The sequence below is a fragment of the Gaoshiqia sp. US2 genome (genome assembly GCF_059705485.1).
The window spans coordinates 2,640,031-2,653,935 of record NZ_AP048550.1 but is presented as its reverse complement, the minus strand read 5'-3'; the positions used below and the strand labels follow the sequence as shown (position 1 = coordinate 2,653,935).

Below are 13,905 nucleotides of genomic sequence, written 5' to 3'. Positions count from 1 at the left end.
ATCTAATTACAATAACGTTTAATCACGTTGTAGGCTTCTTCAATTCCCAATTCTCCCGCTTTACTTAGGTCCATGGCACCGCCGTCAACATCATCAAGGTAAATTTTGGTCAGACCCCGGTTAAAGTAAGCCTCGGCAAAATCAGCTTGCAGTTCGATGGCCTGATTCAGGTTGACAATCGCCTCTTCGTATTTCCCAAGTTTGCAAAGAATGTACGACTTGTTGTACCAGGCAAACGGAAATTCAGGATTAAAGCTTAGACATTCCTGATAGTCGTTCAAAATGAATTGATAATCAATGATAGCCTCTTTTCCCTTTGTTTGGTTACTCCCCGTATTGCCCATCGGAACAGTCAAATCTTCCGAAAAATCAGGAAGCGATTCAAGTAGTTCAACCATTTTTGTCCGGCAGTTTGCACGGCTAAACAGGGCCAGGGTATTTTTGCTGTCAGCTTTGATCGCCTGGTCAAAATCATTCATTGCATCGGCATAATCGTTGATCAGGAATCTGAAAATCCCCCGGCTAAGGTAATTCTGCGGTACCTGATTGTTCTTTATCTTTTCGTTGAAATACAGAATATTATTTCTGAAGCTATCAGAAAAATCATCCGTTTTCCGGTTTGTGATGGTCATCAGCGGAGTATAATTATTAAACCGGTTCAGTTCCTCCAGCGACAGGTTATAATACTGAAGTCGCTCGTAATCAACAGATTGTTCACTAAACGATGCAATAACAAAGATACTTTGCAGTTCGATGATCACGTTTTTATTCTGAATCCGTCCGTCATCCACGTCCTCTTCACCCATAGTGGGCAGATTACGGGTATCGGCCAACGATAATTTAAACCGGCGACGCTCGCGCTGCTCTGCACTTTCTTCTTCTTTGGCAGCCGGCGTACCATTGGCTTGCTGCTGATTTTGCGGATCGGGATTGGTCGCTGTATTTTGTTGTTGCCCCTGGTGATTATTGGCAGCAGTTGCCTGCTGCTGTTGCTGTTGCTGTTGCTGTTGTTGCTGCGCGTAATAATATTCTTCCGGCGTCATCCTTGGGATATCCAGTTTGGGGTCGAGCCGGGCAGCAATCCGGTAATCTTCTTCATAACCCGGACGGTTTAAAACCTCTTTGGCAATCGCCCGGTTAAAGTAGGCATTAGGCATCGTGGGATTTAACTGTAGCGCCATATCATAATCCATGATCGCTCCTTCGTAGTCCTCCAGCCGTTGTTTGACAATCCCCCGGTTGTTAAAGGCATAGGCATTTTGAGGGTCGAGTTTCAGTGTCTGGTCAAAATCGCGCAAAGCAGCCGCAAAATCTTCCAGTTCAAAACGCGCCAGGCCGCGAAGCAGGTAAGCGCTGGCAAAATGCGGCCGGATAACGATCGCCCGGTTCAGGTCGCGGATAGCCTCCCGCACATCGCCCTTCACGATATTGGCGTTGCTGCGATTAATAAACGCATTCACAAAATTGGGATTTACTTTCAACGCTTCATTGTAATCTTCAATGGCCCCGTCAATATCTTTCATCGACATTTTTGCGATTCCACGGTTGTTATAAATAGCGGCGTTGCGGGGCGATAATTCCAGTGCCCGGTTGTAATCGGCTATGGCTTGTTCATAGTTGTTCAGTTCCAGGTACGCCAGGCCCCTGTTGATATAGGCATCCGGATAATACGGTTTTATGCTGATCGCTTTATTATAATCTTCAATGGCCCCCCGAAAATCTTCCAGCTGGTGCTTGGCAACGCCTCTTAAAAAATAGGGTTCAGGAAGCTGCGGTTTAAATTTGATGACAATATTGAAATTCTCGATGGCCCCCACGTAATTACCGATTGAAACCCGGGTCTGTCCCACCTGGATATAATGGTTTATATTCAACTGGGCCGAAGCCAGGTTAACCGCAAAAAACAGCAATATAAAAAGTCTTAGTTTCATGGGGGCACAATTTACGAAGAGCAAAAATAATATTTTAGAATGATCCTGATTGTTTTTAATATTTTTGATCAGATTTTTGATTGTTAACAAATTTCACGCCAACGAAAAGAACATAAATATACGCCTATGGAACAACGATGCGCATGGTGCTTAAAAGATGATTTGTACATGGATTACCACGATAACGAGTGGGGAGTCCCGGTTCACGACGACCGCCTTTTATTTGAATTTTTACTGCTTGAAGGCGTACAGGCCGGATTAAGCTGGCATATGGTACTGCGAAAACGCGAGAATTACCGCCTGGCATATGATGGCTTCGATCCGGAAATTGTGGCAACATACGACGATGAGAAGATGAACCGGCTACTCCAAAATGATGGAATCATCCGCAACCGTTTAAAAATTGCCGCCAGTGTGAATAATGCCCGCCATTTCCTGGAAGTCCAAAAAGAATTTGGAAGCTTCGACAGGTACATCTGGTCGTTTGTTGATTTTAACCCGATTGTCAATTATTTTGAGAAACTAAGCGAGGTTCCGGCAACATCGCCGGTTTCAGACCGGCTGAGTAAAGACATGAAAAAGCGCGGGTTTAAATTCGTCGGTTCAACGGTCATATACGCTCATATGCAGGCCACCGGGATGGTGAATGATCACCTGGTGTCCTGTTTTCGCCACAGGCAACTGGCGCATCCAGACAAACATCTTCGGAAATGAATTAATTTGCGGCCATTCTCATCCCTGCTTGCATCTGGTTCATTTAAGTAAACTTGAAAACTAGTGACTAGGGCTGTCACCAATCTATAATTAATTTCGTAAAAAAACGAACATACCTGCACCTAACAAAAAAATGTGTGCTCAAATTTTTCGGTTGAATTTCACCTCATTCATAAAAAAAAGAAAATGACATTGCTGATACAGAGTTCATGATTAATAACTTATAAAAATCAGACAAATGAAAAAAGTTATTTTTTCCCTGGCAATTTTCTTTATGGCAACAGCTACATTCGGGCAGAATGTTCCGATTCAGAAAAATACAAAAGAGTTGTACTTGCACAAAAGTAAAACTCAAAAAACCGTTGCCTGGAGTTTGCTTGGAGGTGAAACATTTATGGTCGTCATTGGCGCTGCTAATTTTGACAGCTCATGGGATTCCGGTACCGCTACCGAAACAGACATCTGGGGTTTTGTCATGCTAACCGGAATTGTAGCCGATCTAGTCAGCATTCCTTTTTTCATCAGTTCGTCGAAAAATAAAAAGATTGCCTCTTTTATCACCCTAAGCAATCAACCTGTTTTACCCGAAAGTGATCATTTTCAGAGAATAAAAACTCAGCCAATGCTAACTTTAAATATTACGTTTTAATCTAACGGACAGGAAGTATCGTCACAAGTCATTTAAAAACAATGTTATTCTGAAAATAAAAAAAGAGTAGATCCCTATCTACCCTTTTCAAACCTAACTAAACCAATAAAACTAATCAAACCTAAACTTATGAAATAAAATCTTCGACAAAGATATGCCGAAAAACACAACGACGTGTTAAGTCAATGTTAAAATTTATGCTGCGCAACATTTTTTATACCGGCAATTTTTCGTAAATAAAAGCCCTGCTGATTTTTCAGCAGGGCTCCTTTTTATTTTTCCGGTACAAATTCGTTACTCAACACCTTTCTGTTGCTCATCACCCGAAATGGATTCACGCATTTGGGTATCGGCCATGATGTTCTTATACTTCATATAATCCATGATTCCAAGGTTTCCCAAACGGAAGGCTTCTGATATAGCCAGCGGGATTTGAGCTTCTGCTTCAATCACCTTAGCCCGTGCTTCCTGTGCTTTTGCTTTCATTTCCTGCTCAAGGGCTACGGCCATCGCGCGCCGCTCTTCAGCTTTGGCCTGGGCGATGTTTTTATCCGCCTCAGCCTGGTCCATCTGTAAGCCGGCGCCAATGTTCTTACCGATATCGATATCTGCAATATCAATCGACAGGATTTCAAAAGCAGTACCGGCATCCAAGCCTTTCTCCAAAACAACTTTTGAAATCGAATCCGGGTTTTCGAGCACCGTTTTATGGGTATGCGACGAACCGATTGACGAAACGATCCCTTCGCCTACTCGGGCCAGTACCGTTTCTTCTCCGGCGCCCCCAACCAGTTGTTTAATGTTGGCACGTACCGTAACCCTGGCTTTGGCAATCAGCTGAATTCCGTCTTTAGCCACTGCAGCTACCGGTGGGGTATCGATCACTTTCGGGTTTACTGACATGCGTACTGCCTGAAACACATCGCGACCGGCCAGGTCTATCGCCGTGGCCATATTAAAGGTCAGGTCGATATTGGCCTTTTCGGCCGAAACCAGGGCATGTACAACCATATCTACCTTACCCCCGGCCAGGTAGTGAGCTTCCAGTTTGTCGCGATCGAGCTTCAATCCGGCTTTTGTTCCTTCAATCAATGCCCGGACAATAACCGAGGGAGGCACTTTACGAAACCGCATCAGAAACAGCTGCAGCAAAGAGATTCTTACTCCCGATACAAGGGCTGAAAACCAAAGCCCGATCGGTATAAAATACAAAATGATAATCAGCAGGATAAATATCCCGGCAATCAATCCAAAAGGTCCAAAATAATCCATTATTCTTTATTTATAGGTTCGACAATAATTTGAGTCCGCAGTACTTCAACCACCTTGACGGCAACTTCCTGATCAATAAAACCGGTAATCGCCTTGGCTTCAATTAACTGGTTGTTGATTTTCACCTTTCCCACCGGGGCCAACCGACCGGTCGTGACACCTTCGTCGCCCGGGTGTATCAGTTGGACATCTACTTCGCCAACCGTGGCGGTGATTTCTGAGTTAAGCACCATTTTACCTCCCACCCGGCCTTTAAAAAACCGATAAACCAGAATCGGTGAGGCAATTAATACGAAAGCCAGGGTTACAATTCCGGCAATTACGCCATAGGTATCAAAAGCCAGGTAAACGCTGGCTCCCAATAACAGAACTCCGCCAATCCCGGCAATCGTTACGCCCGGGATAACGGCAAATTCGAGCAGGAGCAATAAAATGCCCAGGAAGATGAGAAACAGGATGATTAGAATGGTCATATGCTATTGGTTAATCAATGGTTGCTGTAAGGTCTTTGGCAATCAATGCCTTTTTCATTGGACTAAGGTAATTAAAACTTCCTTTCTTTACATCACATTTCCCTTTATAATGAGTAAGTAAAGTACATTGAATCGCCTGTTCGTGCTCGTGGTCACAAATTTTCATCAAGGCTTCAATGACGTAATCAAACGAATGATAATCATCATTATGAAGAATGAGAAACCGGTCATTTTTTGTTTCAGTATCCTCCTCGTGAACGGGCTTGTTTTTTAAATTTTCTTTTGCACTCATTGATCGGTCAATTTTCTGGCGTCATTTACATGTATACGTTCATTATTCCGATAGGCTGCAATAACAGCATCATTCACACCTTCCATTTTTACCTGGCTTTGCATCTGCTGCGCATCCCGGTATGTTCTCATCTCCCCTACCGTATAAACCGTTACTCCCTTTTCATCGGTATACTGATCAATACGCCGAATAACGGATAATTTTTTAAACATCCGCTGTACCCACTCGGGTGGCGTACCCCGGTAAGCGCCGATCTGTATTTTATAAACAATCTGGTCGGCCGGCTCAGCGGGAAGTTTGTCCTCTATAACTACCATCATCGTATCGGGGACATCAACGGGGCTTTGGGGTATCATTTCTTCCTGCCTCCTGGTCTCTGCTTCGGCCCGAATACTGTCCTTCAATTGACCGACTTCATCAATAAATTCGCTGATTTCAGGTTCGGCGGCCTGATTCCAGTAAACAAATTCCTTTTCATTGGCCTCCAGGTAGGCATTGCGCACCTGCTGATCCATCCGGTAGGTCTCCTGTTCAAGCGTCAATATCCGGTCGGCAAGTTCTTCCCGCATCGATACCGGAGCGGACGCGTATTGTCCGCGCAAATCTTTCATCTCTTCCAATTTTGACTGCAATTCCCGTTCAAGCAACCAACCGTTTATAAAAGCAAGTTTAGACGATTCATGCTTGAAATGATCGAGTTTCATGTAGTTGATCCGGGCATTTACCTGAAAATGAATCAGCCTGTCTTTTAACGCATCGGGAACCTCCGGCGGCGTATTTTCTGCAATACCGGCAGGATCAACCGCGTCGGCGTCCAACCCGATCTCCTGAGGCAATTCCATTTTAACCGGTTCTTCAGATACCGCTTTTTGGAAAGGGTTAATCCGGTTCCGGCTCATCGACATCAGTTCATCAACGCGTGACGCGTTAATTTCCTTTTTTTTCGCCAAATTTTTAAATGTGCTGTAATTTTTCAGCGCGTTTGACCAGTCGCCCTGCGCCTGGTAATACTGCCCCAAATAATAATAAGCGTTGGGCTGTTCATCCTGCGCCAGCAAAAGAGACTGCCGGGCTTCTGCGGTATACTGTCCTGATTCAACGGCGCTGGCGCCGAAATAATAGTTTAGCGACTTATCATCAGGGTACAGGCGTACCAAATCAGAAAATACCAAAAAAGCCTGTTCATACCGGCCTTCATCAAATTGCTTTCGGGCCAGCTGTTCCGGATCGGTTTGCGCCCTAAGGCCTGTTCCCCACCCAAATAGCAACAAGTAAAGCGCGAGCAAAATTGATCTGCTTAAAAGGTTGTATCTTTTTTGTAGAATCATGCAAAATCATTGAGTTTCGACATAAAATTACAAAAATTGTTGAAAGCTTCTTCCTCTGCATCTCCCGGTTAATGATTTATTCTCATTCTCCCCGTTGTTTTTCAACTTGCCGCCTCCAGTTTCCACAGATTACATTAAAAAATATCACGCGGTTTAAGAATCTGCACACAAACGACCAATTAATCAACTCAAATTCTTTAACTTGTATATGAAAACAACTTTCTACTTAAATATTCAATTTAACATGTTATGAGAAAATTATTCCTATCTACAGTTATTTTTAGTATCCTGCTTGCCTGCAATCCTGCGAAACAGAAAGCGCCGGCCCAGTATTCCATTGAACAGTTTTACCAGAACACCCGGTATTCAGGAGGCGCATTTTCGGACGATGAAAGCAGGCTGTTGGTGAGCAGTGACGAATCGGGAATTTTCAACCTGTACGAAATCCATATCGCCGATGGAACGAAGAAGCAAATCACCTTTTCGGATAATGAATCGTTTTTTGCCATCGATTACGTGCCCGGCACCGACCAATTGCTGTACTCTGCTGACATGGGCGGAAACGAAATCAGCCATATCTATTTACTTTACCCCGATGGGACGTCACTGGATTTAACACCGGATGAAAATGAAAAAGCCAGTTTTGGAGGCTGGAGTGATGATAAAACCAGCATGTTCTACCTTTCGAACAAGCGCGACCCCAAATTTTTCGACCTGTACAAAATGCCTGTTTCCAATTGGGTCGCCGAAATGATCTTCCAAAATGATGAAGGACTGGAGGTTTCGGGAATGTCGCATGACGAAAAAATCCTGGCCCTGACCAAATCCAAAACTACCAGCGAGAATCAGTTATTCCTGTACAATCTTTCGGCAAAAACCATGACCGAAATTACCGATGGCCCGGGTAATTATCAAAGCTCCGGGTTCGGCAAGGATAACAACAGTTTTTATTACATCACCGACGCCGGGAAAGAATTTGCTTATCTCGTTCGTTACGATTTGCAAACAGCAAACAAAACAGTACTTTTTGAAACCAACTGGGACGTGATGTACAGTTATTTAAGCGAAAACGAAACTTACCGGGTAATCGCCATTAACGAAGACGGAAAAAACAAACTCATTTTAACCGACAATGAAACCGGCCAGGAAATTAATTTTCCGGAAATACCGGACGGCGACATTGTTGCTGTTAATATTTCGGATAGCGAAAAGCTGATCCGGCTGACGATCGGAACATCGATAGCGCCCAATAACCTGTATGTGTACCGTTTTGAATCGGGCGAAATGAAAAAGCTTACCGAAAGTCTGAACCCAGAAATCAATCCGGCAGATTTGGTTTCGGCCGAAGTAGTCCGATTTAAATCCTTTGACGGGCTCGAAATACCAGCCATCTATTATAAACCGCTTACAGCTTCACCCAAAAACAAAGTACCAGCCCTGGTGTGGGTACACGGCGGACCCGGCGGACAAACACGCGTCGGTTACTTTGCCCTGTTACAATACCTGGTAAACCAGGGTTACGCGGTTTTGGGCGTAAACAACCGGGGCAGCAGCGGATACGGTAAAACCTTCTACAAAATGGACGACCGCAACCACGGCGACAAGGACCTGAAAGACTGCATCTGGGGTAAAAGCTGGCTGCAGGAACAGAATTACATCGACCCTGATAAAATCGGAAGTTACGGCGGTTATATGACTATGGCGGCCATGACCTTCACCCCCGACGAATTTAAAGTCGGCGTAAATATTTTTGGGGTAACCAACTGGTTGCGTACCCTGAAGTCCATTCCCCCTTACTGGGAATCATTCCGTAAAGCATTATATGATGAATTGGGCGATCCGAACACCGAAGATTCCGTGCGCCTGTACGCGATTTCTCCCCTGTTTCATGCCCACCAGGTAAAACACCCGGTGATGGTGTTGCAGGGCGCCAACGATCCGCGCGTATTACAGGTTGAGTCGGATGAAATTGTGGATGCCATAAAACAGAACAATGTTCCGGTCGAATACATCGTCTTCCCCGACGAAGGCCACGGTTTTATCAAAAAAGAAAACGAGATTAAAGGTTACGGCGACATTCTGAAATTTCTGGATAAATACCTCAAAGAGGTTCCTGAGCCGTAATCAGGCGGGCTGATTTCTGAATGAACAGCCACAATAAAAATGAAATTGTCCGAAAGCTTGATCTCCCGATCACATCTTTCGGACAATTTTCATATACGGTAAATACGGCTGCTGATTTTCGTTCGTTGGCAACCGGTTATTTATCCTTTTACAGCTCGCGGATCCAGATATTCCGGAAACTAACCGGGTTGCCGTGATCCTGCAAACTAATCGGGCCATTGCCATGAGGTTTCACCGAATATTCAGGGATGCCAATATATTCGGTAGGCCCGCGCACCACGACATTATTTTGCACCAAAACACCGTTTTGAATCACCGTAATACGTGGATGAGTGAAATAGCTGCCGTCGTCGTTAAACCTCGGAGCAGTATAAATAATGTCATAGGTTTGCCAGACTCCGGGCTCTTTACAGGCGTTTACCAGCGGGGCATGTTGTTTGTAAACACTGCCTGCCTGTCCGTTCCGGTAGGTGCGGTTGTTGTAATTATCCAACACCTGGACCTCGTAGATGCCCTGCAGAAAAATTCCGCTGTTACCGCGCCCCTGGCTTTCACCAACGACTTCGGCAGGCGTCCGCCATTCAACATGCAGCTGAAAATCTTTAAACTGACGTTTTGTTTTGATACCTCCTGTACCTCTTTTCACGGTAGCAATGCCGTTTTCATAATTCCATCCCGGGTTTTCCCCGGTGTCATTGGTCCATTCGTAACCCAAATCAATCCCCGCTCCAATCAGGATGATCGCATCCGAAGGAGCATTCATCGGGGTTTCGCCGGGTGTAACAACGGCCACTTCGGGATCCCAGATCTCGGTCATCTCCGGAACCATTTTCGGCATTTCATGCTGAGCAAAAACAGTAACACTCATGAATATGAGCAGTGCGAAAACAAGTTTTCTCATCGTTTAATAATATTAGTTTAATATGTATTGGTTATAGGTCAAGTTCCTGCATGATGGAGTCTATTTTTTGTTCCGCCAAACGCTCAACCTCTTCAAACTCATTTCTGGCGGTTAATTTCCCGGCGACTTCGAAGTAGAATTTAATTTTGGGTTCGGTGCCGGATGGTCTGACAGATATTTTTGTTCCGTCTTCGGTAAAAAACTGCAGTACGTTTGAGGTAATCTTTTGGTTAATCTTTGTACTCAGTCCTGTCAATAAATTGCGTTCCGTCAGATCGGCATAATCTTTAACCGTTTTAAGCAAACTTCCTCCCAGCATTTTCGGCGGACTGGTACGGAAATTCACCATCATTTGCTCAATTTCTTCAGCTCCTGTTTTACCCATCCGCACGATGTATTTCATCTTTTCTTTCGAATAACCGTATTCCAGGTAAATATCCTGCAATAATTCAAACAAGGTTTTTCCCTGGTCTTTGGCCCAGGCAGCTATTTCAGCCATCAAGGCACAGGATGAAACGGCATCTTTATCCCGAACAAAGTCAGCCGGCATAAAACCGAAACTTTCTTCGCCGCCGCCAATGTATTTTTTCTGACCTTCCAGATCGCGGATAATTTCGGCAATGTATTTAAAACCGGTAAACACATCAAAATATTCAATCCCGTTCTTTTGAGCGATTTCAGCTATTTTTTCGGTGGTCACAATGGTTTTCACGATGAATTCATTGCCTTTCAATACCTTGCTTTCCCTCATCCGGGTAATGATGTAATAAATGAAAAGCAAGGCCGTTTGATTTCCGTTAACAATCACAAAATCACCTCGATCATTTTTTACAGCCACACCAATCCGGTCTGCATCCGGATCGGAGGCCATGACGACATCGGCGTCCACCTCGTAGCCTTTTTTCATAGCCATTTCCATGGCCGCAGGCTCTTCGGGATTGGGAGAAACCACGGTTGGGAAATCGCCGCTCACCACATCTTGTTCGGGTACATTGATGATATTCTCAAAACCAAAAGCCCGCAGGGCAGCCGGGATCAGTTTCACACCTGTGCCATGAATCGGCGTGTAAACAATTTTCAGGTTTTTATGCTTTTTCACAATCTCCGGAGCCAGAGAAACTGTTTTTACCTTGTCCAGAAATTTTTGGTCAATTTCGTCCCCGATGATTTCAATCAATTCGTCGTTACCTTCAAACCGGATGTCTTCGGCTTTTACTTTCTGCACTTCAGCAATAATATTCACATCGTGCGGCCCGACAATCTGAGAACCATCTTCCCAATAGGCCTTATAGCCATTATATTCTTTCGGGTTGTGCGAGGCGGTTAAAATAATTCCGCTTTGGCAGCCCAATTCCCGGATGACAAATGAAAGTTCCGGGGTCGGGCGCAGGTCGTCAAACAAATACACCCTGATGCCGTTGGCAGCAAAAATTTCGGCGCTTTTTTCAGCAAACAAGCGGCTGTTGTTCCGGCAATCATGCCCAATCGCCACTTTAATCTGGTCCAATCCGGCAAACTCCTTCTTCAGGTAATTGCTTAAGCCCTGCGTAGCAGCGCCAACTGTGTAAATATTCATTCGGTTTGAACCTGCTCCCATAATTCCACGCAAGCCGCCGGTGCCAAACTCCAGGTCGCGGTAAAACGAATCAATCAATTCCGTTTTATCATCCTGTTCAAGCATCTGTTTCACGTCGGCGCGTGTTTGTTCGTCATAAACATCACTTAACCATGCTTTTGCTTTGCTAATCACTTCATCAGTCACCTTGTTTGCAGTAACCATATTCATTCTGATTTTAAAATTTATTTCATGATTTCAGAAAGGATATTCTCAATCCTTTCCGAGTTCGAGGATACACTTTTTCAGACTATCACGCCAGTATGGAATCCCGATCCCAAAAATACGCTTAATTTTAGATTTATTCAGAACACTGTAGGCCGGACGCCTGGCCGGAGTCGGATATTCATCCGATGCAATCGGATGCACAAAACATTCGATTCCGTAAAATTCGTGCACCGCCTTTGCAAAATCGTACCAACTGCAAACGCCTTCATTTGAGTAATGGTAGATTCCGCCTTTCCACTGATTCGCGTCGGTGGCGGTTTTTGAAATAATTGTTAAAATTGCCTGGGCCAGGTCGCCGGCAAAAGTTGGTGTACCTACCTGATCGTAAACCACATTTAGTTCATCACGTTCTTTTCCCAGCCTGATCATGGTTTTCACAAAATTGTTGCCATAGGCCGAATACAACCACGACGTCCGGATGATCATTGCCGACGATTCTTCTTTCAGCAGTGCGATTTCGCCGTTCAGCTTTGTTTTTCCGTAAACCGAATCGGGTCCGACCAAATCTTCCTCCGAATACGGAATGCAGTTTGTCCCGTCGAATACATAATCGGTAGAAATATGAATGAGCCGGCAGTTTATCGACCGGGCAACTTTCCCCAGGTATGCAGGCACCTTGGTATTCAGTAGTTCAGCGAGTTCATCATCCGATTCGGCAATATCCACCGCTGTATAGGCGGCACAATTTATCAAAAAGTCGGGTTTTAGCCTCTCGCAAAATGCCTCAACAGTCTCGCAGTCGGTGATATCAAGCTCGGTAATATCGGTAAACGTAAAACGAAGGTTCGGAAAATCAACGGCCCTGTCTCTAATCGAAGATCCCAACTGGCCATTGGCCCCTGTTACTAAAACTTTCATAACATCTAAAAATTGAAGTCTGCATCACGAAATAAAGAATTTTTTCGGTCTTTTTCCGAAACAATCGCTTCTGATTCCGGTATTTTCCAGTCGATATTCAGTTCAGAATCGTTATAAATAATACCGCGCTCCGATCCGGGATCATAATAATTATCACACTTATAACTAAAGATCACCGTTTCGCTCAATACCGAAAAACCATGCGCAAACCCCCGGGGGATAAGCAATTGTTTTTTATTCTCTCCGGTCAATTCAATGCCAAACCACTGCCCAAAGGTAGGAAAATTGCGGCGTAAATCGAGCGCCACATCAAAAACGCTTCCTTCAATAACCCGGACTAATTTTGCCTGGGCAAAAGGATTTAGCTGGTAGTGCAACCCGCGGATTACCCCGCGTACCGATTTTGATTCATTATCCTGAATAAAATTTTCTTTGATTCCCATTTCGTTATACCGGTCGAGCCGGAAGCTTTCAAAAAAATACCCCCGCTCGTCCTTAAAAACCCTTGGCTCCAGCACAATCAACCCTTCAAAAGGTGTTTTCTGTATTTTCATTAATCAGGTGATAATTAAAAAGATGATATTTTATTGTTTGCCAATCTAAAAAGATATTCTCCGTATTCATTTTTCAAGAGGGGCTTTGCCAGTTCGAGCAATTGCTCCCGGCTAATGTAGCCTTTTTTAAAAGCAATTTCTTCGATGCACGAAACCATTAATCCCTGACGCTGCTCAACTGTTGCAATAAAGTTGGAGGCCTGCAATAAACTGTCGTGTGTACCGGTATCGAGCCAGGAAAAACCACGTCCAAGCAATTTCACGCTCAGACGTCCTTCTTCCAGGTACAAGCGGTTTAAATCGGTAATTTCCAGTTCGCCGCGGGCCGAAGGCTTTAAGGATTTGGCTTTCTGCACTACGTCGTTCGAATAAAAATATAAACCGGTGACGGCATAATTTGATTTTGGGCTTACCGGTTTTTCCTCCAGCGAAATCACCCGGCCTTCGGCATCAAATTCGGCCACACCGTAACGTTCCGGATCATTTACATAATAGCCAAAAACCATAGCGCCATCGTCCAGCAGCGCCGCTTCCTCCAGGATTGAACGGAAATTATATCCGTAGAAAATATTGTCGCCCAAAATCATACAAACATGATCGCCGCCAATAAATTCTTCGCCAATAATAAATGCTTGAGCCAAACCGTCGGGCGATGGCTGAACGGCATACCGGATCTGAATTCCCAGCTGGGAACCATCTTCCAGCAAATGCTGATACAACGGGATATCCTGAGGCGTGGAAATGATCAGAATTTCGCGAATCCCGGCCAGCATCAGGACCGAAAGCGGGTAATAAATCATCGGTTTATCGTAAACCGGGATAATTTGTTTAGAGATTGATTTTGTAATCGGATACAAACGGGTGCCGGACCCACCGGCCAAAATAATACCTTTCATTTTTATTTTTTTTGCCAGGCATAACAATCATGACTCAACCGGCAAACACCGCGCAATCATGTTTATTCCG

Annotated in this window: 13 protein-coding genes; 3 read left to right on the top strand and 10 right to left on the bottom strand. The window is 44.6% G+C overall.

Annotated elements, in window-relative coordinates; translation table 11 throughout:
- Positions 1 to 2: 2 nt before the first annotated feature.
- Entirely contained in the window at positions 3 to 1,931 is a 1,929-nt protein-coding gene (locus AC6H3C_RS10565) for a tetratricopeptide repeat protein (protein ID WP_497520735.1), read from the bottom strand.
- A gap of 126 nt (positions 1,932 to 2,057) precedes the next feature.
- Between AC6H3C_RS10565 and AC6H3C_RS10560 the strand changes: the two genes are divergently transcribed.
- The gene (locus AC6H3C_RS10560; protein WP_497520734.1) at positions 2,058 to 2,645 is read left to right on the top strand and encodes a DNA-3-methyladenine glycosylase I; all 588 of its coding nucleotides are present in this window, start codon (positions 2,058 to 2,060) and stop codon (positions 2,643 to 2,645) included.
- A 238-nt stretch (positions 2,646 to 2,883) separates the two neighbouring features.
- Positions 2,884 to 3,294 (top strand): hypothetical protein, encoded by a 411-nt coding sequence (locus tag AC6H3C_RS10555; protein WP_497520733.1) that lies wholly within the window; start codon positions 2,884 to 2,886, stop codon positions 3,292 to 3,294.
- Positions 3,295 to 3,588: 294 nt separating this feature from the next.
- Here the strand turns inward: AC6H3C_RS10555 and floA are convergent, their stop codons facing one another.
- Genes floA through AC6H3C_RS10535 form a run of 4 tightly spaced genes read right to left on the bottom strand, consistent with a single transcriptional unit; the run spans position 3,589 to position 6,659 of the window.
- Positions 3,589 to 4,566 carry a flotillin-like protein FloA gene (gene floA / locus AC6H3C_RS10550; protein WP_497520732.1) on the bottom strand — a complete coding sequence of 326 codons (978 nt, stop codon included), beginning with the start codon at positions 4,564 to 4,566 and terminating at the stop codon, positions 3,589 to 3,591.
- On the bottom strand, positions 4,566 to 5,039 hold the full coding sequence (locus tag AC6H3C_RS10545) for an NfeD family protein (RefSeq protein WP_497520731.1): 474 nt from the start codon (positions 5,037 to 5,039) through the stop codon (positions 4,566 to 4,568). Before AC6H3C_RS10545 ends, floA begins: the two co-directional genes overlap by 1 nt.
- Before the next feature lie 10 nt (positions 5,040 to 5,049).
- Positions 5,050 to 5,331: an ATP-dependent Clp protease adaptor ClpS gene (locus AC6H3C_RS10540; protein ID WP_497520730.1), complete on the bottom strand. Its 282-nt coding sequence runs from the start codon at positions 5,329 to 5,331 to the stop codon at positions 5,050 to 5,052.
- Positions 5,328 to 6,659: a tetratricopeptide repeat protein gene (locus tag AC6H3C_RS10535; protein WP_497520729.1), complete on the bottom strand. Its 1,332-nt coding sequence runs from the start codon at positions 6,657 to 6,659 to the stop codon at positions 5,328 to 5,330. Before AC6H3C_RS10535 ends, AC6H3C_RS10540 begins: the two co-directional genes overlap by 4 nt.
- 249 nt (positions 6,660 to 6,908) lie before the next feature.
- On the opposite strand from AC6H3C_RS10535, the gene AC6H3C_RS10530 reads away from it, so the two are divergent.
- On the top strand, positions 6,909 to 8,783 hold the full coding sequence (locus tag AC6H3C_RS10530) for a S9 family peptidase (RefSeq protein WP_497520728.1): 1,875 nt from the start codon (positions 6,909 to 6,911) through the stop codon (positions 8,781 to 8,783).
- A 148-nt stretch (positions 8,784 to 8,931) separates the two neighbouring features.
- On the opposite strand, the gene AC6H3C_RS10525 is transcribed toward AC6H3C_RS10530, so the two are convergent.
- Genes AC6H3C_RS10525 through rfbA form a run of 5 tightly spaced genes read right to left on the bottom strand, consistent with a single transcriptional unit; the run spans position 8,932 to position 13,835 of the window.
- Positions 8,932 to 9,684: a 3-keto-disaccharide hydrolase gene (locus AC6H3C_RS10525; RefSeq protein ID WP_497520727.1), complete on the bottom strand. Its 753-nt coding sequence runs from the start codon at positions 9,682 to 9,684 to the stop codon at positions 8,932 to 8,934.
- A gap of 31 nt (positions 9,685 to 9,715) precedes the next feature.
- Positions 9,716 to 11,470 carry a phospho-sugar mutase gene (locus tag AC6H3C_RS10520; protein WP_497520726.1) on the bottom strand — a complete coding sequence of 585 codons (1,755 nt, stop codon included), beginning with the start codon at positions 11,468 to 11,470 and terminating at the stop codon, positions 9,716 to 9,718.
- A 42-nt stretch (positions 11,471 to 11,512) separates the two neighbouring features.
- Positions 11,513 to 12,385, bottom strand: a complete 873-nt coding sequence (rfbD, locus tag AC6H3C_RS10515; protein ID WP_497520725.1) for a dTDP-4-dehydrorhamnose reductase — start codon at positions 12,383 to 12,385, stop codon at positions 11,513 to 11,515.
- A 5-nt stretch (positions 12,386 to 12,390) separates the two neighbouring features.
- Positions 12,391 to 12,939 (bottom strand): dTDP-4-dehydrorhamnose 3,5-epimerase, encoded by a 549-nt coding sequence (gene rfbC, locus AC6H3C_RS10510; protein WP_497520724.1) that lies wholly within the window; start codon positions 12,937 to 12,939, stop codon positions 12,391 to 12,393.
- A 14-nt stretch (positions 12,940 to 12,953) separates the two neighbouring features.
- Positions 12,954 to 13,835, bottom strand: coding sequence for a glucose-1-phosphate thymidylyltransferase RfbA (gene rfbA / locus AC6H3C_RS10505; RefSeq protein ID WP_497520723.1), 882 nt, complete (start codon positions 13,833 to 13,835; stop codon positions 12,954 to 12,956).
- Positions 13,836 to 13,905 lie beyond the last annotated feature (70 nt).

What these genes read in the sequence shown, in the direction of transcription:
- AC6H3C_RS10530 (WP_497520728.1), top strand. Translation starts at nt 6,909, where the DNA reads ATGAGAAAATTATTCCTATCTACAGTTATTTTTAGTATCCTGCTTGCC.
- AC6H3C_RS10545 (WP_497520731.1), bottom strand. Translation starts at nt 5,039, where the DNA reads ATGACCATTCTAATCATCCTGTTTCTCATCTTCCTGGGCATTTTATTG.
- AC6H3C_RS10555 (WP_497520733.1), top strand. Translation starts at nt 2,884, where the DNA reads ATGAAAAAAGTTATTTTTTCCCTGGCAATTTTCTTTATGGCAACAGCT.
- AC6H3C_RS10525 (WP_497520727.1), bottom strand. Translation starts at nt 9,684, where the DNA reads ATGAGAAAACTTGTTTTCGCACTGCTCATATTCATGAGTGTTACTGTT.
- rfbA (WP_497520723.1), bottom strand. Translation starts at nt 13,835, where the DNA reads ATGAAAGGTATTATTTTGGCCGGTGGGTCCGGCACCCGTTTGTATCCG.
- AC6H3C_RS10540 (WP_497520730.1), bottom strand. Translation starts at nt 5,331, where the DNA reads ATGAGTGCAAAAGAAAATTTAAAAAACAAGCCCGTTCACGAGGAGGAT.
- rfbD (WP_497520725.1), bottom strand. Translation starts at nt 12,385, where the DNA reads ATGAAAGTTTTAGTAACAGGGGCCAATGGCCAGTTGGGATCTTCGATT.
- AC6H3C_RS10565 (WP_497520735.1), bottom strand. Translation starts at nt 1,931, where the DNA reads ATGAAACTAAGACTTTTTATATTGCTGTTTTTTGCGGTTAACCTGGCT.
- AC6H3C_RS10520 (WP_497520726.1), bottom strand. Translation starts at nt 11,470, where the DNA reads ATGAATATGGTTACTGCAAACAAGGTGACTGATGAAGTGATTAGCAAA.
- AC6H3C_RS10560 (WP_497520734.1), top strand. Translation starts at nt 2,058, where the DNA reads ATGGAACAACGATGCGCATGGTGCTTAAAAGATGATTTGTACATGGAT.
- rfbC (WP_497520724.1), bottom strand. Translation starts at nt 12,939, where the DNA reads ATGAAAATACAGAAAACACCTTTTGAAGGGTTGATTGTGCTGGAGCCA.
- AC6H3C_RS10535 (WP_497520729.1), bottom strand. Translation starts at nt 6,659, where the DNA reads ATGATTCTACAAAAAAGATACAACCTTTTAAGCAGATCAATTTTGCTC.
- floA (WP_497520732.1), bottom strand. Translation starts at nt 4,566, where the DNA reads ATGGATTATTTTGGACCTTTTGGATTGATTGCCGGGATATTTATCCTG.